We start from the raw sequence: 22,631 nt of genomic DNA on the forward strand, positions 1-22,631 counted from the left end.
GATGGCCACCGCCCCGGAAAAGCTCCTGCTCCGCCTGGAGTGGAAGGTCCTCCGCAGGCTCGACGGCCGGCTCCAGGGCATGCACCGCACCGCGCACCGCGGCTCCGGGATCGACTTCACCGGGCTTCGCGCGTACATCCACGGCGACGACGCCCGGCACATCGACTGGAACGTCACCGCGCGGCTGGACGAGCCGCACCTGCGCCTGTTCACCGAGGACCGCGAGCTGACGGTCTGGCTGGTGCTCGACCGGTCGGCGTCGATGGCGGCCGGGCGGCCCGGACGCGCCAAGCACGACGTCCTCGCCGAGCTCGCGCTCGTCCTCACGCGGCTGTTCGGGCGGGGCGGCAACCGGGTCGGGGCGCTGCTGTTCGACACCGGGATGCTGCGGGTCGTGCCGCCCGGCACCTCGCGGCGGCACGCGCTCCGGATCGCCGCCGAGCTGGAACGCACCGGCGAGGCGAGCGCCGCCACCACCGACCTGGCGCAGATGCTCGACGCCGCCGGACGTCTCGCGCGCCGCCGTGCCCTCGTCGTCGTGCTGTCGGACTTCATCGGCGACGGCGACTGGGAACGGTCGCTCCAGCGGCTCGCCCGGCGGCACGAGGTGGTCGCCCTGCGGATCGTGGACACCGCCGACGACGTACTGCCCGAAGCCGGGCTGATCGTGGTCGAGGACGCCGAGACGGGTGAGCAGCTCGTGGTCGACTCCGCCGACCCGCTCCTGCGCGTCCGCTTCCACGCCGCCGTCTCCGAGCGCGAGGCCCGGCTCACGGCGGGCATGCGCCGCGCCGCCGTCCCCGTCCACCGCGTGGACACCCACCGCGACCTCGCGGAAACCCTGGTGGAAGTAGTCACCCGGACGAGGACCCACCCATGACATCACCCACCCCCGCCCGAGTGGCTGGCCGGGTCGTCCTCACCGCGCCCGTGCCTGCCGGACCTGCGGAGGTGGCGAGATCTGCCGGGCTTGTCGGTTCGGAGCGGTGGGAGGGGGGTTCATGAGTCTGAGTTCTCCGTTGGTGTTGGTGGTCGGGCTGATGGTCACGGTCGCGCTGGGGTGGGGGGTTGTCGTGTCGGCGCGGCGGCGGGCGGGGGTCCTCGCCGCGGCCGGGGTGGCTGTGCCGGGCGGGCGTCGCACGTACCTCGGGGTGGGGTTGACGATCGCGGGGCTCGGGGTGCTCGCCGTGGCGGGGGCGGGGCCGGCGGCGATGGTGCCGGTGCCGCGTACGGCGGGGACGGTCATTCTCGCCGTGGACGTGTCCAACAGCATGGGGGCCGACGATGTGGCACCGACGCGGCTGGCGGGGGCGCAGCGGGCGGCGCGGGCGTTCGTGGAGGCGCAGCCGGACAGCGTCGACATCGGCGTGGTCGCGTTCGAGCGGGGCGCGCTCACCACGGCCAGGCCGGACGCCGATCACTCGCTCGCGCTCAAGGCGGTCGACCGTCTGAAGGTGACCGGCGGTACGTCGCTGGCGACCGCCATCACGGCCTCGCTGTCGGCGATCACCGGCGAGCAGGTGGTGGTCGACCGCGACGGCACAATCCCCGACCTCGGCTACTGGCCCTCGGCCACGATCGTGATCTTCTCCGACGGCCAGAACCAGGGCGGCGACGTCGAACAGGCCGCCACCGCCGCACAGAAGGCGGGCGTCCGGATCCACACCGTCGGCGTCGGCACCCCGGCCGGTGCGACGGTCAACGTGGACGGCTTCCACCTGCGGACCGCGCTCGACGAGGAGACCCTCACCCTGATCGCGCGGACCACGGGCGGCGCCTACCACCCCGCCTCCGACGCCGCCCGGCTCGACGGCATCGCCGACTCGATCGACCTGCGACTGACCGTGTCCGACGAACCGCTGCCCCTCGCGGGCGGTCTGATCGGGCTCGCCCTCGCGCTGCTCACCGGGGGAGCGGCGCTCACCGTGCTCCGGTCTGGACGGGTGATCTGAATGACGTTCTCGTGGCCGTGGGCCCTGCTGGCCATCCTGGTCATCCCGCTGATCTTCGCCATCCGCTGGTGGGCGCTGCGCCGCCGCCGGCGCGCCGCCGTCCGCGTCACCTCGATCGCGCTCGTACGGACGGCTCTGCCCGGCCGGACCCGCTGGATCAGGAAGATCCCGCCGGCCCTGTTCGTCGCCGGGCTCGCCCTGCTGACCGTGGGCGCGGCCCGGCCGCAGGCGTCGGTGCCGGTGCCGCGGACGTCGGCGACGATCCTGCTCGCGCTCGACATCTCGGGCTCGATGTGCTCGACCGACGTGGACCCGAACCGGCTGACCGCTGCGAAGAAGGCCGCCGCCGAGTTCATCGAGTCGCAGCGCGGCGGGCCACGGGTCGGCCTGGTCACCTTCGCGGGCAGCGCCGGCCTGCTCGTGCCGCCCACCGACGACACCGAGTCGCTCGTGGCGGCGCTGGACGACCTCAACGTGGGCCGCGGCACCGCGATCGGCCAGGCGGTGCTCACCTCGATCGACGCGATCGCCGAGGTCGACCCGTCGGTGGCCCCCACCGGCGCGAACCCAGGAAACCCCCGCGAAGGGTACGCGGGCGCCGCGATCGTCGTGCTCACCGACGGCGCCAACACCCAGGGCGTGGACCCGCGGGTCGCATCCAGGGAGGCGGCCCTGCGCCGGGTCCGCGTCTTCCCGATCGGTTTCGGCACCACCGAGCCGGTCCCGATGGTCTGCGAGAACTCCCAGTTCGACGGCCGCGGCTTCGGCAGCTGGTACGGCCGCGGCGGGTTCGACATGGGCGGTCGCAACGTCCGCAGGCTCGACGAGCCCGCGCTCAAGCGGATGGCCGAGACCACCGGCGGCACCTACCACCGGGCCGAGAACGCCGCCGAGCTCCAGGACGCCCTCGGCACCCTGCCCGGCACCTTCACCGTGATCCGCGAGCGGGTGGACACGGCGGCCTGGTTCGCCGCCGGCGGCGCCGTCCTCATCGCCGCCGCCCTGTCGCTCTCCCTCTGGTGGAACCGCCCTCGGTGACGTCCCGTTCGCGGATGCGCAGGTCGTTCTCTACGCTCCGGTTCATGCGGAAAACGAGTGTGATGCTGGCCGCCGTGCTCGTCCTGACCGGGTGCGGGCAGCAGGCGGGCGAGGGCGGGCTGCGAGACGCGCTGGCCGCCGTCTCAGGAGAAGGGCCCGCCGCCGAATACTTCGAGTACGGCGAACCGGGCTGGTGGCGTGACCTCGGCGGCGACGGCGGCCGCTGGTCGCTCGCGGCGGTCTCCGGCCTCGGCACCCTCGGCGCCGCCTACAAGGCCCTGCCCGAGGCCACCGGCATGACCCCCGAGACCGCCACCCGCGCGATCTCGATCGGCAAGCCTCCGCAGCAGGCGTTCCGGTACGACGGCGACGTCGACGCGGAGACCGTACGGACGAAACTGACCGCCCTCGGCGCCGAGCCACGCACCATGGGCGGCCACGAAGGGCTCTCCTTCGCCCCCGGACCCGAAGTCGACCTGTCCCGCCCGATCGTCCGCGGCCTGACCAACCAGCTCAACCAGGTCGTGGTCACCGGCTCCACGGCGGCCACCGCCTCCACCCCCGACCAGCTCGAAGCCGTCCTGGGCGGGGAGCGCACGCTGGCCGACAACCCCGCGCACGCCGCCGTGGCGGACTGCCTCGGCGACGTCGCCGCCGCCACCATCGTCCCGCCGTCCTCTCCCGGCGCGGTCACGCTGTACGGTGTCGGCCTGCGCCGCCCGGCCGGCCTGGACGACCAGCCCGTCAACGTCGTCTGCGTCGTGTCGGAAGCGTCCGCCGCCGACGGCGTCGAACAGGCACTGACCACCCGCCTCACCCCCGAGTCGCAGATGACCGGCGGCGGCACCTACGGAGAGCACGCCCCGCAGATCGAGCACGACCGGACCGACCTGGACGACCACGCCGTGCACCGGGCCGTCCTGACGCTCAGCGACACCGCCAACGCGCTCTTCGCCACCCTGCTGCTGCAACGCAACGAACTCCAGGCCCTGACCGCCCCATCGGCGTGAACCCGCCCTCCTACCCCGATGTGATCTCATGGAGGAGATGCTGTCCACATGAGGGAGGCGCTGTGCTCAGCAAGAAGGAAGCCGCCGAGGCCGTCAAGAACGCCAAGATCGCCACGGGGGTGACGTGGGCCCAGCTCGCCGAGGCGGTGGGCAGGCCACTGGCCTGGACGACGGCCGCGCTGCTCGGCCAGCACCCCATGACCAAGGACGAGGCGAACGCCGCCGTCGCCCTCCTGGAACTCGGCGAGGACGTCGCCCTCGCCCTCCAGGCCCAGCCCACCCGCGGCGCGCTCGACTCCGCCGTCCCGGTCGACCCGACGATCTACCGGCTGTACGAGGTCATCCAGGTCTACGGGCCGACCATCAAGGAACTGATCCACGAGCAGTGCGGCGACGGCATCATGAGCGCCATCAACTTCCGCCTCGACGTGAAGCGGGTCCCGGACCCGGACGGTGACCGCGTCGTCATCACCATGGACGGCAAGTACCTGCCCTACCAGTGGTGAAGACCGACTTACGGCCCCGGCTGGCGGCGCTCGGCCGGGACTACCTGGTGATCCTCGGCTGGCTGGCCCTGCTGGCCGCCGTGTTCGTCCCGCTGTACCTGTCGGGCGTACGGCCCTTCGACGGGCTCAGCACGGCCGGCGGCGACCTGCTGATCGCCCTGCTGACCGTGCTGCCCGCCGGCGCGTACCTGACGATCGGCGAGGCGGGCCGCCACCGGGCCACCTGGGGCAAACGACGCTCAGGACTGACCGTGGCCACCACCGGCGGGCAGCGGCCCGGCCTGCCCCGGATCGTGGCACGCAACGTCGTGAAGCTGCTGCCGTGGCAGCTCGCCCACCTGGCGGGCTCCCGGCTGGCGGCCGGGGACGACGGGACGGTCCTGCTGGTCGCCACGTACGCGCTGGCCGGGCTCTCGATCGCCCTGCTGCTGGTCCGCCGCGACCGGGCCGCCCTGCACGACCTCGTGACCGGCACCCGGGTCGTACGCGCATAGGCTGATCGGGCCCGCCGCCCGGCTCGTACGCATGTGAACGGCCCTCGGTGGTATGGAAGGTTCATGGGGGATGAGACCGGGGGTGCGCGGCGGGTCCCGCGATGAACCAGATGTGATGGATCGCGGTGCGGGCGCTGCCTCTTCGCCGTGGTCGGCGAGATGCTGACACCCAAGCGCTTCGCGGGCGTCTTCGCGGCCGCACCGGCCGTGGCGATCGCCGGGATGACGGTGACGGTGTTCCACCAGCCCGCTCGCGGAGTCCGCGCTCGGCATGATCGCCGGATCGGTGGCGCTGGTGGCGTACTGCCTGGCGGTCGTGCCGCTCGTCCCCCGCCTGGGCGCTTTCCCGGGTTCCCTGGCGGCGTCTTCCTGGCCTTCCCCGCCATCCTCGGCGCCACCCTGACCCTCATCGAGGAGGAGGAGCACCGCCGCGACCCGGTCGTCCAGGACGCCCGCGGCGCCGCCCTCCGCGCGACAGGCATGATCGCCTCCGCCATCACGGTCTGGACCCTGGCCGTTGAATTGCCCGCCCCCGCGGTGCTGGGCCTCGCGACACTCGCCTGGGCAGTAGTCGCCGGCACCCTGTACCAGGTCTTCGGCGCCCGCTGAAAAGTGAAAGATATTCGCTCAGATAAATGCCGCAATTCGGACGCGTTCGCACGGTCCCTCAGACAGCTTGCCTGGCACCGGGTGGAGCTGCTTCAGTACCAGTTCGCCGATCAGCCGCTTCACGTGGAGCGGGGGGACTCGCGCCTGCGCCTCAACGGGATGAGCCTCACGGCCTTCATCAAGATGGCAGAGGAACGGCTGTCGCTGTGACTGACCTCTGCCGATGACGCAAGCCCGTTGTCAGACGTAGGCGTCAGGGGACAAGTCCGGCCAGGGCGGCGGTGTAGATCTCGACGGCCTCTTCGATGCGGTGGATCAGGCAGTACTCGTCGGTGACGTGCGCCTGCTCCGGCTCACCTGGGCCGCAGATGACCGTCGGCACCCCGCCGCAGGCGGTGGCGAGGATCGAGGCGTCGGTGAAGTAGCTGGCCGCCGGGCGGTCGCCGGGCTCGCCCGCCCCTGCCTCGACGAGGGCCCGGACGAAGGGGTCGTCCGGCTCCGTCCAGATCGCGGGCAGGTCCACGAGCACGTCGACGGCCGGCTCGGCGCCGAGTGCGGCCTGCAGCCGCTCGCGGAGCCGCACGTGGTCCTGGCCGGCGACGGTACGCAGGTCGACTGTCGCGGTGGCCAGGTCGGGCACGGAGTTGACGTTGATCCCGCCGTGTACCGTCCCCACGTTCACGGTGGACGGCCCGAGCCAGGGATGTTCGGGCACCCCGGGATCGAACGCCTCGACGGCGCTGATCGCGCGGGCGAGCTTGTAGACCGCGTTGTCGCCCAGGTGCGGCATCGAGCCGTGCGCGGTTCTCCCTCGCGTGGTGATCTCCAGCCAGAGCGCGCCCTTGTGTCCGAGCAGCGCGCGGTTGGCGGTCGGCTCGGCCACCAGCAGTGCGCGCGATCTGCTCACCAGCTCCGCGGCCACCATCTCGGCCGCCCCCTCGCATCCGGTTTCCTCGCCGACGGTGAAGACCACTTCGAGGGCGGCCTTCGGCCCGGTACGGCGTACGTGCCGCTCGGCGGCGACGGTCAGGGCGGCGACGCCGGCCTTCATGTCGCTCGAACCGCGCCCGTACAGGCGGTCGCCGTCGATCTCCGCGCTGTGCGGCGCGAAGCGCCACGCGCGGCCGCCCAGCGGGACCGTGTCGAGGTGCCCGGTCAGCGTCACCGGCTCGCCCGTCCCCCAGCGGGCGATCAGTCCGGTACGGCCGGGAGCGTGCTCGTGGCGCCGCACCGCGAAGCCGGCGTCCGACAGCCGCCTCGCGAGCGGTTCGGCGACCGCGGCCTCGTTCCCGCCCACCGAGTCGATCCTGATCAGCTGGCGTGCCAGCTCGACCGCCTCGTTCACGTGGTCTCCCTTCCCGCTGCCGGTCGGCTGGTCTGTCGTACGACGATGCTGGGGGCGATCGCGATGCGCTGCGCGGGCCGGGGGTCGCCGGCTTTGATCTGGCCGAGCAGGCGCACCGCCTCCGCCGCCATCTCCTCGACCGGCTGGCGCACGGTGGTGAGCGGCGGGTCGCACATGGTCGCGTGTCCCACGTCGTCGAAGCCGACCACCGACACGTCTTCGGGGATTCGCGTCCCGCCGGTCCGCAGCGAACGCAGCAGGCCCACGGCGATCTCGTCGTTCCCGCAGACCACCGCGTCCGGCAGGGGGCCGTCGTCGAGCAGCCTGCGCCCGGCCTCGATGCCCCATTCGAGGGTGAAGTCGCCCAGCAGCGGCGTGCGGGTCTCCATCCCGGCCCGGGCCGCCGCGCGTTCGAACCCGTCCAGCCGCAGCCGGGCGGAGGAGTTCAGCAGCCGGCTGCCTACGAAGACCACCGAGTGCGCGCCGCCCGCGGCCACGTGGTCGACCGCCTGGGACATCCCGGCCTCGTCGTCCACGCCCACCCAGTCGGCCCCGCCGCCCTCGATGTGGCGGTCGAGCTGCACCAGGGGAACCCGGCGGGCCGCGTCCAGTACCGCCGGAACGCTGGCCTCGATGCCGCACGGGCTGATGATCAGCCCGTCCACACGCCGGGCCAGCAGGGTCTCCAGCCTCCGCGCCTCGACCTCCGGACTGGACTGGGAGGAGCACAGCAGCAGGTCCGTGCCGAAGTTCTGCAGCTCGCGCTCGACGGCCTCGACGATCGTGGTGAAGAACGGATTGCCGATGCCCGGCACGACCATGCCGATGGTGCCGGTGGTCTGGTCGCGCAGCGCCTTGGCGACCGCGTTCGGCTGGTAGCCGAGTTCGGCGGCGGCCCGCGCCACCCGTTCGGCGATCTCAGGCGTGACCCTGCGCCGCCCCGAGAGGGCGCGGGAGGCCGAGGCCACGGAGACGCCGGCCGCCCGGGCCACGTCGTGAATCGTCACGCTCATCGTGTAATCGATTTCCCCGAATCTTTACCGACGATCGACCTAGCCGCCGCTGGAGTGCCGCGATCTTACCGCAGGATAGAGGCTCTTGGTGGAAGCCGCATCTTGACGCTCCATTTCCCGGCCCTTAGCATGCCCGGAACCCGGGTAATCGATTACCCAGTCTTTCCCGCTCCGAAAGGCTCACCTCCCATGGCTCGATCCCCGCGATTCACCCGCCTGGCGACGACGATCCTGGCCACCGCCCTGCTGGCCACGGCCTGCGGTGGCTCCGGCGACTCCGGCGGCTCCGATGGAGACCGCCCGCGGGTCGCACTGGTCCAGATCAACCAGCAGGCGATCTTCTTCAACGAGATGAACGCCGGTGCCCAGCAGGCGGCGGAGGAGGAGAACGTCGACCTCACGATCTTCAACGCCAACGACGACCCGGCCAAGCAGAACGAGGCCATCGACAACTTCGTCCAGCAGCAGTTCGACGCGGTCATCGTGGTCGCCATCGACGTCGAGGGCATCAAGCCCGCGGTGAAGATCGCCAAGGACGCCGGGCTGAAGGTCGTGGCCGTGGACGCCATCGTCGACTCGCCCGCGGTGGACACCCAGGTGGGCGTGGACAACGCCGACGCAGCCAAGCAGGCGGGCGAGTTCGTCAACGAGTGGGCCCAGTCGCAGAACCTGACCGCGCCGAAGCTCGGCGTGGTGGGCGCGCTGAACTCCTTCATCCAGAACATCCGCAAGGACGAGTTCGCCAAGACCGTCGAGGGCGCCGGCGCCGAGATCGTGCAGACCGTGGACGGGCAGAACAAGCAGGAGACCGCCATGGCGGCCGCGGAGAACCTGCTCACCTCCCGCTCCGACATGAACATCGTGTACGCGACGGGCGAACCCGCCCTGCTCGGCACGGTCGCCGCGGTGAAGTCGCAGAACGCGGCCGACCGGGTCAAGGTCTTCGGCTGGGACCTGACCAAGGAGGCCATCAGCGGCATCGACGCCGGCTTCGTGGTCGGCGTGGTGCAGCAGGACCCGAAGACCGAGGGTTACGAGGCCGTCAAGGAGGCCAAGGCCCTGGTCGGCGGCGCCGAGCCGAAGAAGAGGATCGACGTGCCCGTGACCATCGTGACCAAGGACAACGTCGACCCGTACCGCGCCACCTTCGAGTGAGCGGCATGACCGGCAAAGAGGCGGGTCGCGTGGACCGGGTGGTCATGCGCGACATCCGCAAGCGCTACGGGATGGTCGACGCGCTGCGCGGTGTGACGCTGCGCGTCGGCCCGGGCGAGGTGGTGGGGCTCGTCGGCGACAACGCCGCCGGCAAGTCCACCCTCATGAAGGTGCTGGCCGGCGCCGTCGTGCCGGACTCCGGCGAGATCGTCTTCGACGGCCGGCCGGTCTCCTTCGCCAGCCCGAAGGACGCCCGCGAACTCGGCATCGAGATGGTCTATCAGGACCTCGCTCTCTGCGACGACATCGACGTGGCGGGGAACCTGTTCCTCGGCCGGGAGCCGCGCAAGGCCGGCGGGATGCTGCTCGACGTACGGAGGATGCACGCGGACGCGCGCCGCCACCTGGACGCCCTGAACATCCGCATCCCGCTGACCGACATCCCCGTCGGAGGGCTGTCCGGCGGCCAGCGCCAGGCCATCGCCATCGCCCGGGCGGTCACCTTCGAGCCCAAGCTGCTCATTCTCGACGAGCCCACGGCGGCGCTCGCCGTCGCCGAGGTCGAGACCGTCCTCGAACTGATCAAGACGGTCTCGGCGCAGGGCGTCTCGGTGATCCTCATCACGCACCGCCTGCAGGACCTCTTCCGGGTCTGCGACCGGCTGTGCGTCATGTACGAAGGCACGCTCAGATCCGACCTGGACGCCCGGAGCACCAGCCTGGAGCGGCTCGTGTCCGAGATCGTCGCGCACGACACAGAGGAGGAGGGGAGTCGGCCGTGACCGCCACCAGCCAGCGGATCGTGACCACCAGGTCCGCCCGTGCCAGCGCCCACATCGGCCGGCACGCGCAGACGATCGCGATCGCGGTCGTGCTCGTGGCCCTGCTGATCTTCTTCGCGTTCTCCGCCGACCGGTTCGCCACGATGGGCAACCTGCTCAACCTGATGCGGCAGATCGCCCCCACGATGATCGTCGCGACCGCGATGACCTTCGTGATCAGCACCGCCGGCATCGACCTGTCCGTCGGCTCCACGGTCGCCCTGTCCGGGTCGCTCCTCGCGATCGTGCTGCAGCAGGGGTGGGACCCCACCCTCGCCCTGATCGCGATCCTCGCGCTCGGTGCGCTGGTCGGGTTCGTGAACGGCTGGTTCTCCGCCTACCAGAACATCCCGCCGTTCATCGTCACCCTGGCGATGCTGTCGATCATGCGTGGCACGGCGCTGCGCGCCACCGAGGGCTACTCCACCCCCATCGACGGGGATCTGTGGATCGTCCAGATCGGCCAGGGCCGCATCGCCGGGGTGCCCGTCCCCGCCATCCTCGCGGTGCTCGTCGCGCTCGCCGGCTGGCTCGTCCTCACCCGGACGCCGTTCGGCCGCTACGTCATCGGCCTCGGCTCCAACGGCGAGTCGCTCCGCCGTACCGGGGTGAACACCCGGAGAGTCGGGCTCGCCGTCTACGTGCTCACCGGCGTGGCGGCCGCGGTGGCGGGCGTGCTGATCGCCACCCGCCTCAGCTCCGGCTCGTCCAACGCCGGCGCCGGCTTCGAACTGGAGGTCATCACGGCCGTCGTGCTCGGCGGCACCAGCCTCTTCGGCGGCCGGGCGAGCATGCTCGGCACGATCCTGGGCGCCCTCACGCTCGGCGTGATCGCCAACGGCCTGGTGCTGCTGCACGTCTCGCCGTTCTACGTGCAGATCGTCCAGGGCGGCATCCTGCTGCTGGCCATCTTCGCCAACAACAAGGTGTGGGTGAAGTTCGGGGCGATCCGGAAATGACCTCCCCCGCCCCGCTCCCGGACGTGACGACCGTGCTCGGCCCGGTGTCCCCCGACGACCTCGGGATCACCCTCTGCCACGAGCACCTGCGCAACGACGGCTCCCTCGCCTGGCATCCTCCGGCGGCGGGCGACGCCGAGGGCGACCTCATCGCCCGGCACCCCGTACGGATGGAGTTCCTCGGCAGGCTCCGCCACGACCCGTACCTCTCCCGCGACAACGTGTCCCTGGACGACACGGAGACCGCGATCGAGGAGGTGCGCAGGTTCGCGGAGCGCGGCGGGCGCACGGTACTGGAGGTGACCCCCGAGGGAATCGGGCGGGCGCCCGCCGAACTGGTCGCGATCGCCCGCGCCACCGGGCTGAACGTCGTCATGGGCAGCGGCTTCTACCTGGAGCGGACCCACCCCGCCCGGGTCCGCTCGATGACCGCGCAGGACGTCGCCGACGAGATCGAACGTGACCTGACCGAGGGCGTGGGAGGGGTGCGGGCCGGCGTGATCGGCGAGATCGGGATCTCGCCGGACTTCACCCCCGAGGAGGAGAAAGTGCTCCGCGGCGCCGCCCGGGCTCAGGCCCGCACCGGCGTGCCGCTCTCGGTCCACCTCCCCGGCTGGGTACGGCACGGCCATCGCGTGCTCGACGTCGTCGCCGAGGAGGGCGGCCGGCTCGCCGGCACCGTGCTCTCGCACCTCAACCCCAGCGGCGCCGACCACGACTACCAGGTGTCCCTCGCCCTGCGCGGCGCCTACCTCGGCTACGACATGTGCGGCATGGACTACTTCTATCCCGGCGAGGGCCAGTCCCCGTGCGACGAGGAGAACGCCGCCGCCGTGGCCTGGCTGGTCCGCGCCGGGCTGGGGCACCGGGTCCTGCTCTCCCAGGACGTGTTCCTGAAGACCATGCTCGTCCGGTACGGCGGAACCGGCTACGCCCACATCCTGACCCACTTCGTCCCACGCCTGCACCGCCACGGGCTCACCACCGATGACACCACCCGGCTGCTCGCCGGGAACCCGCGCGAGCTCTTCCTCGCTGCCGCGCGCGGCCACTGATGACCCATAGAGAGAAGGAGACGATTTCCATGACTCGCGTGCTGGTCGCCGGCGAATCGTGGGTCAACGTGTCGACCCACTACAAGGGCTTCGACTCGTTCACCTCGACCACCTACCACACCGGAATCGACCCGCTGCGGGATGTCCTGGTCGCCGACGGCATCGAGGTCGATCACCTGCCCGCGCACGACGTGCAGGCGCTGTTCCCCGGCACGCCCGAGGCGCTCGCCGCGTACGACGTGATCGTGCTCTCCGACATCGGGGCCAACAGCATCCTGCTCCACCCGGCCACCTGGCTGGCCAGCGAGAAGACCGTCAACCGGATCGACCTGCTGGCCGAGTGGGTGGAGCAGGGGGGCGGCCTCGCCATGGCCGGCGGCTACCTGAGCTTCCAGGGCTTCGAGGCGAAGGCCGCGTACGCCGGCACAGCCGTCGAACGGGTGCTCCCCGCCCGGATCGCGCGGCACGACGACCGGGTCGAGACCCCGCAGGGCGTGCCCGGCGACCTCGCCGACGACACGCACCCCATCGTGGCCGGGCTGCCCGCCCAGTGGCCCCACCTGCTCGGCTACAACCGCTTCGCGCTGCCCGAGGACGCGACGCTGCTCGCGACCATCGCCGGCGACCCCCTGCTGGCCGTACGGGAGGCCGGGGCCGGCCGTACGCTCGCCTGGGCTTCCGACATCGCACCCCACTGGTGCCCGGACGAGTTCGTCCGCTGGGACGGCTACCGCACCCTCTTCACCCGGGCGGTCCGCTGGCTCGCCAGGGAAATCTGACATGCCGGTTCCGCTGATCCTGGACTGCGACCCGGGCCACGACGACGCCCTGGCCATCCTGCTCGCGGTCGCTCACCCGTCGATCGAGCTGCGTGCTGTCACGACGGTCGCGGGAAACCAGACCGTCGAGAAGACTGCGCTCAACGCGCGGCGGATGCTCAGCCTGGCCGGCGCCACGGAGGTGCCGGTCGCCGCGGGCTGCGACCGGCCGCTGACGGCGCCGCTGGAGATCGGCGACTACGTGCACGGGGAGAGCGGCCTGGACGGCCCGGCGTTCGGGGAACCGACCGTCCCGCTCGACCCCCGCCACGGCGTGGACCTCATCCACGACACGCTGGCAGCCGCGGACGAGCCGGTGACCGTGGCGGCCGTCGGCCCGCTCACCAACCTCGCCACCCTGCTGCGCCGCCATCCGGGCGACCGCGAGCGGATCAGGGAAATCGTGATCATGGGGGGCTCGACGGAGCGCGGCAACCACACGCCCTACGCGGAGTTCAACGTGTACGCCGATCCGGAGGCGGCGGCGGAGGTGCTCGGCAGCGGCGTGCCCACGACCTGGGTCGGGCTGAACGTCAGCCACCAGGCCCTGGTGACCGCCGACGTGCTCGCCAGGATCGAGGCGCTCGGCACCCCGCTCGCCGGCGTCTGCGTGGAACTGCTCACCTTCTTCGGCTCCACCTACCACGAGACCTGGGGGTTCCCCGCTCCGCCGCTGCACGACCCGATCACCGTGGCGTACCTGATCGATCCCGCGGTCCTCACCTCCGAACGGGTGGGCCTGCGGATCGAGCTGGACGGCACGCACACCCGGGGCGCGACCGTGGCGGACCTGCACGGCCGCATGGGCTGGCCGCCCAACGCGAACGTCGGGATCGGGCTCGACCGGGATCGCTTCTGGGATCTCATGGTCGGCGCGATCGAGGCACTCGGCTCTTGAGACGTCTCGCGGCCCCGGGCCCACCCGGGGCCGCGATCGGACAAGCGTGAGACAGGAGGACCGGTCGTGAAACCGGAAGGCGTCATCGTCGTAGGCAGCATCACCACGGATGTCACGGCGTTCAGCCGTCGCCTGCCCCACCGGGGAGAGACGGTTCTCGGCGATGACGTCACCCTGGTCCTCGGCGGGAAGGGCGCCAACCAGGCGGTCGCCGCCGCCCGCGCGGGAGCGCCCACCTGGCTGGTCGGCTGCGTCGGGAAGGACCCGTTCGGCGAGATCGCCCTGTCGGCGCTGCGCTCGCACGGGGTCGCCCTGACCGAGATCCGCCCCGTCGGCGACCGCACGGGCGTCGCCCACATCAGGGTCGACACGTCAGGCGAGAACGACATCGTCATGGCTCCTCTCGCCAACTCCGACCTGAACGCGGACATGGTGGACGAGAGCATTCGGGCCGTACGCGACAAGGCGGGCGTGCTTCTCCTCCAGCTGGAGATCCGTACGGAGGTCGCCTGTCACGCCGCTGAGGCGGCCGCGCGGGCCGGCCTGACCGTGGTGCTCGATCCCGCGCCCGCGCAGCCGCTCCCGGACCGGATCTGGCCGCATGTCACCGTGGTGACCCCCAACGAGAGCGAGGCCGGCGCGCTCACCGGCGTCGAGGTCGTCGACGACGAGTCCGCGAAGCGGGCCGCCGCCTGGTTCCTCGACCGTGGCGTGCGGCATGCGCTCATCACGCTCGGCGCGGCCGGCGCCCTGTCGGTCACCGCGGAGCGCACCCGGCGCTTTCCCGCGTACCCCGTCGTCCCGGTGGACACCACCGCCGCGGGCGACGCGTTCACCGGCTTCCTCGGCGCGGCCCTCGCGGCCGGCCTCGACACCGGCACCGCCATCAGCCGGGCGATGGCCGCCGGAGCCCTGGCCACCACCCGGCCCGGCGCCAGCCCGTCCATCCCGGACCGGAAGGCGGTGGACGAACTGGTCAGCTCGACGCCCCCGTGATCAGCCCCTGCCGAGAACGCAGAACTCGTTGCCCTCCGGGTCGGCGAGGACCGTCCACGACACCTCACCCTGACCCACGTCCGCCCCGACCGCGCCCAGGCTCCGCAGCCGGGCCACCTCCGCCTCCTTGCCCTCGGCGGGGTACGGCAGCAGATCGACGTGGACCCGGCCACGAGACGTCTTCATATCGGGCGTACGAACGAGCTCCAGAAACGGCCCGGCCCCGTCGGACGCACGCAGGCGCGCATAGTCGTCCGTCACCTCGTGCACGGTCACATCCACCGCCTCGCCCCAGAACCGGGCCATCGCCCGCACATCCGCGCAGTCGACCACCACCGCCGCGACCGGCCCGGTATCCCGGTAGACCTCCCGGGGCTCCAGCACGCAGAACAGGTTGCCCTCCGGATCGGCCATCACCGTCCACGGCACATCCCGCTGCCCGATGTCGGCCGGCGTCGCACCCAGCTCCTTCAGCCGCGCGACCAGCTCCGCCTGATGGGCCGCGGAAGTGGTGGCGAGATCGAGATGCACCCGGTAGCCGACCGTCTCGGGGTCCGGGACGGTGACCAGGTCGATGTAGAAGCCGGCGGGATCCGGCCAGTCGATGCCCTGCGGCTCCAGGTTGGTCACGCCGGGACCCTCACTGGACATCCGCCAGCCGAGCGCCTCCGCCCAGAACCGCCCGAGCTCGGCGTCATCCCGGGCCTTGAAATTGACCTGAACGAGTCGCAGCGACATGCGGCCGATCCTAGGTTCGGCGGGCGACAAAATCGCGTCCTTTTCCGGGCGCCCCGAGCCCTCACGGCCTCCGGCCACCGCGTCGTTCCTCTCCGAGGCTGTCACCATGCGTGAACCTGTTACGTACGGACAGCGAGAGGAGGAGCATTGGGCGGCGATCAGAACCCCTCCGCAGAACCGCGCCGGGTGGGACGCCCGCCGTACGGCCTGCCGATGCGGGACCGGCACCGATCCGGGTCGCTCGGCTGGCGAAGGTACGCCACTCCGGTCCCGCCTGGCTCTCGCCGTAGGGGCCGGTCGGTGATCATGGCGGGGGTGCTGGCGGGTATCGGCTTCGGCGTCTGGGTGATCCCATGGAGCTCCGTCGGCTCGTCGCCTCGGACGGCGCTCGTCTCCATGCCGCCTGTGCGTCCCATGACGGCGCCCGTCTCTAGGCCGCCTGTGCGTCCCATGACGGTGTCCACCGCGGCGCCCAAGACGTCGTCTACGGCGAAGTCCCGTACGGGAATCGCGAAGCGCATACGGCGCGCGGTTCCGGCTGTCCCCCTTGAGGCACGTGCCCCGATAGCACGCGGGAAGCCGACACCTCGCGTCGAACGCGCAGAAAAGCCCAGACGCCTCGACCCTGTGGCAGGCAGCTGCGACGCCCTGTTCCCGCCGTCCCGCCCGGAGAACCTGCTACGCAACCAGGCATGCCGTGAGGTGCTGGAATAGCAGGGGGTGGCCATCACGTTCCGCGCCCACAGATCGCCGTGAGGCACGCGGGCCTGGCCGGCAGCAACTCCGGCAGCCGATCGCACAGCCGCTCCAGCGCCGCCCGGTCCGCGACGTCGAGCGCCTCCCGCACACGACGCTCCCCGAGCCAGCGCAGCAGCCGATGCCGGGCGAAGAACTCGTACCCGTCGTCATTCCAGGTGTTGACCTGCCGGCGACGGCCCAGCCAGTTGTCCCGATGCCACCCGAACCGCGCGTGGCGTGTGGTGGTGTGCAAGTGGGCGAGCGTATGAGCCAGCCGCTCCCAGAAGGCCTCGGTGCCCGGCCGGGGCCGCAGCACATCCAGCACGAGCAGATCGCGATCCGCGAGGATGACCTCCGGCGTGGCGACGCCCGCCTCGCGCAGCACGGTCAGCCCTTCCGCCTCCGCGGTGAAGACGTCAGCGGCCGGAGGCTCACCGAACGCCTTCACGAACACCGACGTTCCGTCACCGCGCCGCGGGAGCCCTCCGGTGACGGGTTCGACCGCGACGACGTTGGTCAGGCCAGCTGTGTGCAGGTGATCGAGCAGTAAGGACGTGGCGTCTGTCACGAGTGCGTTTGTCGCTCCGCTTGCCGATCAGGGCGATTCGTACGGGGTGATGCAATTCTGGCCGCAGTGCCGGTTGCTTATAGGGATGTGTGAGCCATTTACCGGACATTAGCTGGTGTGCTTGACTCCTGCCTTGTAGCCACACCCTCGGGGAGGGTACATGGGGGAGTTCGTCGGGATCGACCCCAGCCGGGCGGAACAGCTCATTCGCGAGATGGAGGGCGGCAAGGACGTCCTGGGCCGCACACGCCCCGGGCTGGAAGCGGCGATCGCCGAGGCGGGGGCATCATGGACCGGCCCTCCGGGAGTGGCTGCCATGCACCGCTCCTGGGCATTCTTCAACGAAACGCAGCGTGACCTCAAATGGCGGATGGACACGCTCAAACAGATGGTCCCGAGTTCCGGGAACGGCCTGCTGAGCGTCGTCTTTCTCTTCGACAGCGAAGCCGACGCCACGCGTCAGGGAAAAGCCGATGCGAAACCCATTGCCGAGGCACTCAAGCAGCACGAGATCGAGAACACGGTAGAAACCTGGCGGAAGGTCACCGAGGCCACGGCGGCGACGAAGGAGAAACTGAAGGATCCCGCGTACGCCGCCGCCCTGCTGACCGCACTGGGACCCGACACCTTCCGGGCGCTGTTCATGCACTGGGTGAGGGACAAAGGCCCGGCCATGGACAGAGGGCTTCCACCGGGCGTGCTCCAGCAGGGCCGGGAAGCCCTGGGACCACTGGCCGAGGCGTACGCGAATGCCGAACGCGCCGGCCGGTTGGGGGAGGAGTGGCGCGGCAAGTTCCTGGAGTCCACTCAGCCGGGTGTGCTGACCGCACTCATCGCGATGTCCAAGCCGTCGGACAGACTCCTCAACCAGGTGGCGGCGCGTGTACTGGGCCGTTCGCTGGAGTCCGACCTCCCCACAAGCCCCAACTGGAATCTGCATGCGCTGGTGGAAGCGTACGACGCGAATCCCCAGGCCCTGCAGACACTGCTGGCCGACAATAAGGACGCCGCAGGCTGGCTCCTACACCCCCAACGCGCCCGGATGAGCGGCGTCACCGACCTCGAAGCAAAACTCGCGGGCGTGCTGGACAAGGCGTTGAACCCCGAGGCGGGAACGGCCGCCGTCCGCGACCGAGCCTGGTTCAACATCATCCAGGGAATGGGCGCCGAGAACAGCCCGTGGATCGGCGGCAGATGGGGCACGATCAAGGATTCCCCGATCAGCGAAACCCTGGCCAAGAACGTGGCGCCCTACCTCGACCAGCTCGCCCGCGGACAGTCCAAACGCGACTCCCCGGAACTGGCAGCGACCTTCCCCACCTCACCGTGGGACACCCTCGCCCCCGACGACGCTTCCCGGTTCATGGGCGGCCTGATGCAGGACAAGGACGCGGCGACAATCCTGATGAAGGCGTCACAGGACTACACCGTGAGCCTCGACATCGGTCGATTCAGGCCCTTCGGAGACGAAGCCACCCAGGACCAGTACACCCACCGGGCGGCGCTGGCAGGAGGCGTCGCGAATCTGATGCTGGCCGGCTCGACCCACGCCGAGTGGACGGACGACGAATACGCCGACTGGCTCGCGGGGGTCGCGCTGCTGCCCGTCTCGTGGCTCTCGAACAAGTACTGGCCGATCCAGGACCCCACCGTGGCCACCGCCCGAGACACCGGACTGGATGAGGCCAAAGACGTCCTGAAGAGCTTGATCACGGACTACCTCGACGAGAAGACACCGGCAACGGCGGAGTCCGTCGCGGACGGCATCGTCCAGCGGCAGGCGGATTGGGTGAATGAATCGCTCGCCCAGCACGGGCAGAAACCGCTGACCGACTCTCAGCGCAACGAGGTACGGATGGCGTTCCGCGGGCGGCTCCATGACGCGCTCGTCTCGGCCCTGAAACAACGAGGGGGATAGGTGACGATTCCGAGCCAGAACCAGTTACTCCGGCAAGCAGCCGAGAAGGAACTGCTCGCCAGCAAGCTCATGAACTATGCCGAGGCGCTGAACGGCGTCTTCGCCGGCGCGCTGGCAAGGCCCGAGAGCGTCGACATGTTCTGGAAGGGGCCTGCCGCAGGGCGTTTCACTACTCATGCCCTGCAGATGCAACGAGAAATCAGCCAGCTCAAAGAGAGCTGCACCACCACCGCTGAGCGCCTCCGTAAGCAGGCCCAGCTCGCACGCGCGGAGGCGGCGCAAATGCCCAGCTAGACCGAGATCAGCTATTGCGTTCGTAGCAACTGGTCTTGCCGACGATCAGAATATTCGGCTTCTGTTCAGCGCGTACGGTGACCACAAAGGTGATCCCGGTAGTCGGGTGCCGCAGCACTGCCATGCCAAGGTTCTCGTCGCGAAGATCTAGGTCATCCACGATCTTCTCGTAGCCCTGCAGCCGTAGCCAGCTCGACATCAGCGCGGCTACGCTACCCGGTGAGTGCACATACGGCGGCCCTGTGAGATCACCTTGCGCCCGGAAGAATCGCTGAACCTCACCTTTCAAACAACCCGCTTCGCTATCCTGACTGGCCTTTTCAGTCGCGCTCGCTGACCCCGTAGACCCCAATGCTTGAGAGTTGACCAGCTTGTCGCCGTCCGCAATGAGCTGCTTCGACGCCTCATCGAATGACGGCCTGTCGGAGTTCCCCGTGCAACCACCCAGAGCAGCGAAAACAGCGAGCGTTGCGGCAACAACAGTCAGACGGCGATCATTCAGACGCACGCCCTGGACACTACCTAAGCCATACGCTCCCGTACACCTCGTATGCCTGCTACGTATCCGCCGGAAAAACGGGAACTCATCTTGACAGATCCCCGCCTCCCTACCAGGCATCCCATGAGCTACGGAGATTGATGGATCTGTGGCCGTGCTTTATGGCCTCCCCACGCCTCACGCCGTAGCGAGCTGGTTGAGGAGCTTGGCGATGTCGTCCCACTTGGCCACAGCATCAGGCGCGGGAAAGAACGGGTAGGCCGATGTCAGTGACTTGCTCGTCAGCGCGCGCAAGGTCGCGAGGCAGGTGTCCGCCAGTTCATTGCGCCCCCGAGCGCGAAGCGGGTCAAGGTTGATGCACAGAGCCCGGTTCCTCGGGTAGAGCTGCGCGATTCGCAGGCCGTTATGGCTCGGGACGATGACGCCTGCGGTGGTATGGGTGAGTATGATCCCTTCCTCGTCCGCCCACTGCTCGAGCAGGGTCCATAGGGCGCGGACGTCTTCGTCTGCCGAGTCGCGAAGCTCGCTCAGGCTCGGCCGCGCGACGGCGGATTTGGCGGCGGCGGCTGCGGTGCGTCCGTACACGGTCGGGGCGAGGGTGCGCCATCCGTGATTCTCCGCGACATACTGCTTGACCTCTACCGCGAGAACCTCCGCGGGGTTCATCTGTTCGTTGAGGAACTCGACGATGCGCCGGAGATCATCGGGGATGGCGTCGGCGACGAAAACCATCCGAACCCTGCCTGCTCGCAGGTTGTCGCCGACCTTGGCGAAGAAGGTCTCCACGGTGATCGTGTCGTCCTCGCAGAACTGAGCGACCACCTCTTGTGGATCCCGGCCGGAGTCGCGCTGAGTCTGCTCGTACAGAGCCTGAAGATTGAGTACGGGCCAGTAAAGAACTCCGTTGGCGGCGTAGTCGAGCATCTGGCCGACGACCTCGCGGCGGATGCGGCTGTCACTGGCGCGCTTGACCTCGACGAGGGTGGGGATGCCGTCCTGGTCGACGAAGAGGTGATCGAGGCTCCAGCGTTCGCCGCCTCCATCACGGTCGGGGACACCGGCCTCGCGCCGGATCAGGAGCCAACGGCGGGGATCTCCGGGCGTCATCTGCCCGCCAGCCAGGAGGTCCGGGTGAGTGGCGAGCAGTTCCTGGAGCACCTCTTCTGCCTTGTAAGGCGTCAGATGCATCGCGAGGAGGCGATTGGATTCGTCGATGTGGAACATTCCGTCGCTGTTCAGGACAACCCTCCAGCCATTTGACCCATCCGCTCCACTATGGGGTGCTTTCGAACTCCGGAGTCTGGGGGCATTGCTTACGCTGCCTGGCTGGCATATTCCCAAGACCTGCCTGCCGCTCGCCAGCACCCGAAAGTGTCGGAGGAGCGGCGTACTGTCATCTGCGTACCAGCCCTGGAGTGCGACATACGGGACGTAAATGGGCGAATGGTTCGACGTAGGGGAAGCGCAGCAGCTGCACACCACCAGTGGATGGCTAAAGCTAACCACGACGCTACTTTTTGTCAGATTGACAAGAACATAGAGTCGGGCCCGTGACCGACGACCGATGGGAGCCGCCCGCGATTCTGCTCGCCGTTGACCTGGTGATCCTGACGTTGCGTGATGCGCGCCTGCACGTGCTGCTCGTCGAGCGCGGCATTGAGCCGTACAAGGGGGCTCAGGCGCTACCAGGCGGCTTTCTGCAGCATGCGCAAGAAAGCCTTCTAGCCGCGGCGCACAGGGAACTGGCGGAGGAAGCCGACCTCGACGTCGAGACGTTACGGCTGGAGCAGTTGGGCATTTACGACGACCCGGGACGCGACCCGCGCGGCCGGGTGGTGAGCGTCGCCTTCTTGGCCATCGCCCCCCGCCTGCCCGAGCCGACCGCCGGGACAGATGCCGCCGGCGCCGGCTGGCAGCCCACCGACCGAGTGCTCTCCGGGGAACTGGACCTCGCTTTCGATCATCGGCGCATCGTCGCGGACGGCATCGAGCGTGCGCGCGTCAAGCTCGAACACTCCGCACTCGCTACGGCCTTCTGCGGGCCGACGTTCACGATTACGGATCTCCAGGACGTGTACGAGGCGGTCTGGGGGATCCCGCTCGATCCCCGGAATTTCTACCGCAAGGTTCAGAGAACCGACGGATTCATCATCCCGGCCGGTTCGGCGCGCAAAGCCGCGACTGGCCGCCCAGCCCGGCTGTTCAGGGCTGGCCCTCGCGAGGTGCTGTACCCCCCGATGATCCGACCGATCGTCTCGCCGAATGGAAAGGAGCCGGCGCCGTGAGCCCCGTTGTGATCCTGACCGCACTGGACCTGGAATACCAAGCGGTCCGCGAAAGGCTGGCCGACCTGCGCCTGCACCGGCACTCCCAAGGCACCCTCTTCGAAATGGGGCGGCTTGGGGGCGGGCGATGCCAGTTGGTCCTGGCCCATGTCGGCAAGGGCAACCTTTCCGCGGCGGTGCTGGCGGAACGCGCCATCGCCGAGTTCCGGCCGGCCGCGCTGCTCTTCGTCGGCGTGGCCGGCGCCCTGCACGCCCACATCGCTCTTGGCGATGTCGTGGTGGCTACGCACGTCTATGCGTTTCATGGGGGCACAAGCGAGGACGGTGGCTTCAAGAGCCGTCCCCGCGTCTGGGAGACCTCGCATGCCGCTGACCAGATCGCCCAGCACCTGCACCGCACCGGTACATGGGCTGGGGACCTCAACCCTCGACCGCAGGTGCATTTCGGGCCGATCGCTGCGGGGGAGGTGGTGCTGAACTCCCGGCTTTCCGCGCACGCCCACTGGATCCGCGAGCACTACAACGACGCGCGCGCAATCGAGATGGAAGGCGCCGGCGTGGCACAGGCCGGCCACTTGAACCGGGCGCTGCCGGTCGTCGTCGTCCGAGGAATCAGTGACCGGGCCGACGGCACCAAGGAGGCTACAGACCGAGAGCAGTGGCAGCCGCGCGCTGTCGCCCACGCGGCGACGTTCGCGGCAGCTCTGGCCGAGGAGTTGTCCACCGAAGGACCAACGACAAGGAGTTCCACCATGCCCGAGACGAACACGAACATCGCAAAGGGAAACGCCCACGTGCCTGCGTTCCGCAGCTAATCCATGATCCAGGGCGCGTTCGGGCCTGAAACCGCAGGTCGGCGCGTTACGGCCTAGTGGAAACGACGAAAAGCCCTAGTGACACGACTTCTCCAATAACCCCGTCA

25 protein-coding genes are annotated in these 22,631 nt (G+C 69.8%); 19 read left to right on the top strand and 6 right to left on the bottom strand.

Annotated elements, in window-relative coordinates; translation table 11 throughout:
* The first annotated feature begins 1 nt into the window (after position 1).
* From AB0J42_RS29530 to AB0J42_RS29565, 8 genes are all read left to right on the top strand, one after another.
* Positions 2 to 880 carry a DUF58 domain-containing protein gene (locus tag AB0J42_RS29530; RefSeq protein ID WP_364300094.1) on the top strand — a complete coding sequence of 293 codons (879 nt, stop codon included), beginning with the start codon at positions 2 to 4 and terminating at the stop codon, positions 878 to 880.
* Between the two features lie 121 nt (positions 881 to 1,001).
* Positions 1,002 to 1,952, top strand: coding sequence for a VWA domain-containing protein (locus tag AB0J42_RS29535; RefSeq protein ID WP_364300096.1), 951 nt, complete (start codon positions 1,002 to 1,004; stop codon positions 1,950 to 1,952).
* Positions 1,953 to 2,990, top strand: coding sequence for a VWA domain-containing protein (locus AB0J42_RS29540; RefSeq protein ID WP_364300098.1), 1,038 nt, complete (start codon positions 1,953 to 1,955; stop codon positions 2,988 to 2,990).
* 44 nt (positions 2,991 to 3,034) lie between these two features.
* Positions 3,035 to 4,000 (top strand): hypothetical protein, encoded by a 966-nt coding sequence (locus AB0J42_RS29545; RefSeq protein WP_364300099.1) that lies wholly within the window; start codon positions 3,035 to 3,037, stop codon positions 3,998 to 4,000.
* A 62-nt stretch (positions 4,001 to 4,062) separates the two neighbouring features.
* Positions 4,063 to 4,506, top strand: coding sequence for a cyanase (gene cynS / locus AB0J42_RS29550; RefSeq protein ID WP_364300101.1), 444 nt, complete (start codon positions 4,063 to 4,065; stop codon positions 4,504 to 4,506).
* Positions 4,503 to 5,000: an RDD family protein gene (locus AB0J42_RS29555; protein WP_364300103.1), complete on the top strand. Its 498-nt coding sequence runs from the start codon at positions 4,503 to 4,505 to the stop codon at positions 4,998 to 5,000. Before cynS ends, AB0J42_RS29555 begins: the two co-directional genes overlap by 4 nt.
* Positions 5,001 to 5,159: 159 nt before the next feature.
* A complete protein-coding gene (locus AB0J42_RS29560; protein WP_364300105.1) occupies positions 5,160 to 5,609 on the top strand; it encodes a hypothetical protein in 450 nt (149 codons plus the stop codon).
* Between the two features lie 81 nt (positions 5,610 to 5,690).
* Positions 5,691 to 5,819, top strand: coding sequence for a hypothetical protein (locus tag AB0J42_RS29565; protein WP_364300107.1), 129 nt, complete (start codon positions 5,691 to 5,693; stop codon positions 5,817 to 5,819).
* Positions 5,820 to 5,862: 43 nt separating this feature from the next.
* Here AB0J42_RS29565 and AB0J42_RS29570 read toward each other — a convergent pair whose 3' ends face one another.
* Positions 5,863 to 6,954, bottom strand: coding sequence for a M20 family metallopeptidase (locus tag AB0J42_RS29570; protein ID WP_364300109.1), 1,092 nt, complete (start codon positions 6,952 to 6,954; stop codon positions 5,863 to 5,865).
* Positions 6,951 to 7,967, bottom strand: a complete 1,017-nt coding sequence (locus AB0J42_RS29575; protein ID WP_364300111.1) for a LacI family DNA-binding transcriptional regulator — start codon at positions 7,965 to 7,967, stop codon at positions 6,951 to 6,953. The genes AB0J42_RS29570 and AB0J42_RS29575 overlap by 4 nt, the downstream gene beginning before the upstream one ends.
* A gap of 189 nt (positions 7,968 to 8,156) precedes the next feature.
* Between AB0J42_RS29575 and AB0J42_RS29580 the strand changes: the two genes are divergently transcribed.
* The 7 genes from AB0J42_RS29580 (at position 8,157) to AB0J42_RS29610 (ending at position 14,669) form a co-directional block, all read left to right on the top strand.
* Entirely contained in the window at positions 8,157 to 9,122 is a 966-nt protein-coding gene (locus AB0J42_RS29580) for a substrate-binding domain-containing protein (protein WP_364300113.1), read from the top strand.
* A 5-nt stretch (positions 9,123 to 9,127) separates the two neighbouring features.
* Positions 9,128 to 9,904 carry an ATP-binding cassette domain-containing protein gene (locus tag AB0J42_RS29585; protein WP_364300115.1) on the top strand — a complete coding sequence of 259 codons (777 nt, stop codon included), beginning with the start codon at positions 9,128 to 9,130 and terminating at the stop codon, positions 9,902 to 9,904.
* Positions 9,901 to 10,902, top strand: coding sequence for an ABC transporter permease (locus tag AB0J42_RS29590; protein WP_364300117.1), 1,002 nt, complete (start codon positions 9,901 to 9,903; stop codon positions 10,900 to 10,902). The genes AB0J42_RS29585 and AB0J42_RS29590 overlap by 4 nt, the downstream gene beginning before the upstream one ends.
* Entirely contained in the window at positions 10,899 to 11,957 is a 1,059-nt protein-coding gene (locus AB0J42_RS29595; RefSeq protein WP_364300119.1) for a phosphotriesterase-related protein, read from the top strand. The genes AB0J42_RS29590 and AB0J42_RS29595 overlap by 4 nt, the downstream gene beginning before the upstream one ends.
* A 29-nt stretch (positions 11,958 to 11,986) precedes the next feature.
* Positions 11,987 to 12,736 carry a glutamine amidotransferase gene (locus AB0J42_RS29600; protein WP_364300121.1) on the top strand — a complete coding sequence of 250 codons (750 nt, stop codon included), beginning with the start codon at positions 11,987 to 11,989 and terminating at the stop codon, positions 12,734 to 12,736.
* Between the two features lies 1 nt (position 12,737).
* Positions 12,738 to 13,673, top strand: coding sequence for a nucleoside hydrolase (locus AB0J42_RS29605; protein WP_364300123.1), 936 nt, complete (start codon positions 12,738 to 12,740; stop codon positions 13,671 to 13,673).
* Between the two features lie 66 nt (positions 13,674 to 13,739).
* On the top strand, positions 13,740 to 14,669 hold the full coding sequence (locus AB0J42_RS29610) for a ribokinase (protein WP_364300125.1): 930 nt from the start codon (positions 13,740 to 13,742) through the stop codon (positions 14,667 to 14,669).
* Here AB0J42_RS29610 and AB0J42_RS29615 read toward each other — a convergent pair whose 3' ends face one another.
* Together AB0J42_RS29615 and AB0J42_RS29620 are read right to left on the bottom strand one after the other, a co-directional pair.
* The gene (locus AB0J42_RS29615; RefSeq protein ID WP_364300127.1) at positions 14,670 to 15,407 is read right to left on the bottom strand and encodes a VOC family protein; all 738 of its coding nucleotides are present in this window, start codon (positions 15,405 to 15,407) and stop codon (positions 14,670 to 14,672) included.
* Positions 15,408 to 16,134: 727 nt separating this feature from the next.
* Positions 16,135 to 16,713 carry a fructosamine kinase family protein gene (locus AB0J42_RS29620; RefSeq protein ID WP_364300129.1) on the bottom strand — a complete coding sequence of 193 codons (579 nt, stop codon included), beginning with the start codon at positions 16,711 to 16,713 and terminating at the stop codon, positions 16,135 to 16,137.
* Between the two features lie 160 nt (positions 16,714 to 16,873).
* Here AB0J42_RS29620 and AB0J42_RS29625 point away from each other — a divergent pair, with 160 nt between their 5' ends.
* Entirely contained in the window at positions 16,874 to 18,631 is a 1,758-nt protein-coding gene (locus AB0J42_RS29625) for a hypothetical protein (RefSeq protein ID WP_364300131.1), read from the top strand.
* Positions 18,632 to 18,925 carry a hypothetical protein gene (locus AB0J42_RS29630; RefSeq protein WP_364300133.1) on the top strand — a complete coding sequence of 98 codons (294 nt, stop codon included), beginning with the start codon at positions 18,632 to 18,634 and terminating at the stop codon, positions 18,923 to 18,925.
* A gap of 7 nt (positions 18,926 to 18,932) precedes the next feature.
* Here AB0J42_RS29630 and AB0J42_RS29635 read toward each other — a convergent pair whose 3' ends face one another.
* Together AB0J42_RS29635 and AB0J42_RS29640 are read right to left on the bottom strand one after the other, a co-directional pair.
* A complete protein-coding gene (locus AB0J42_RS29635; protein ID WP_364300135.1) occupies positions 18,933 to 19,433 on the bottom strand; it encodes a hypothetical protein in 501 nt (166 codons plus the stop codon).
* 168 nt (positions 19,434 to 19,601) lie between these two features.
* A complete protein-coding gene (locus AB0J42_RS29640) occupies positions 19,602 to 20,648 on the bottom strand; it encodes a hypothetical protein (protein WP_364300137.1) in 1,047 nt (348 codons plus the stop codon).
* A 326-nt stretch (positions 20,649 to 20,974) separates the two neighbouring features.
* Here AB0J42_RS29640 and AB0J42_RS29645 point away from each other — a divergent pair, with 326 nt between their 5' ends.
* The gene (locus tag AB0J42_RS29645; RefSeq protein ID WP_364300139.1) at positions 20,975 to 21,709 is read left to right on the top strand and encodes an NUDIX domain-containing protein; all 735 of its coding nucleotides are present in this window, start codon (positions 20,975 to 20,977) and stop codon (positions 21,707 to 21,709) included.
* Positions 21,706 to 22,524, top strand: coding sequence for a 5'-methylthioadenosine/S-adenosylhomocysteine nucleosidase (locus AB0J42_RS29650; RefSeq protein ID WP_364300141.1), 819 nt, complete (start codon positions 21,706 to 21,708; stop codon positions 22,522 to 22,524). Before AB0J42_RS29645 ends, AB0J42_RS29650 begins: the two co-directional genes overlap by 4 nt.
* Positions 22,525 to 22,631: the final 107 nt, after the last annotated feature.

Source organism: Nonomuraea sp. NPDC049649 (assembly GCF_040675175.1).
Classification (GTDB): domain Bacteria; phylum Actinomycetota; class Actinomycetes; order Streptosporangiales; family Streptosporangiaceae; genus Nonomuraea.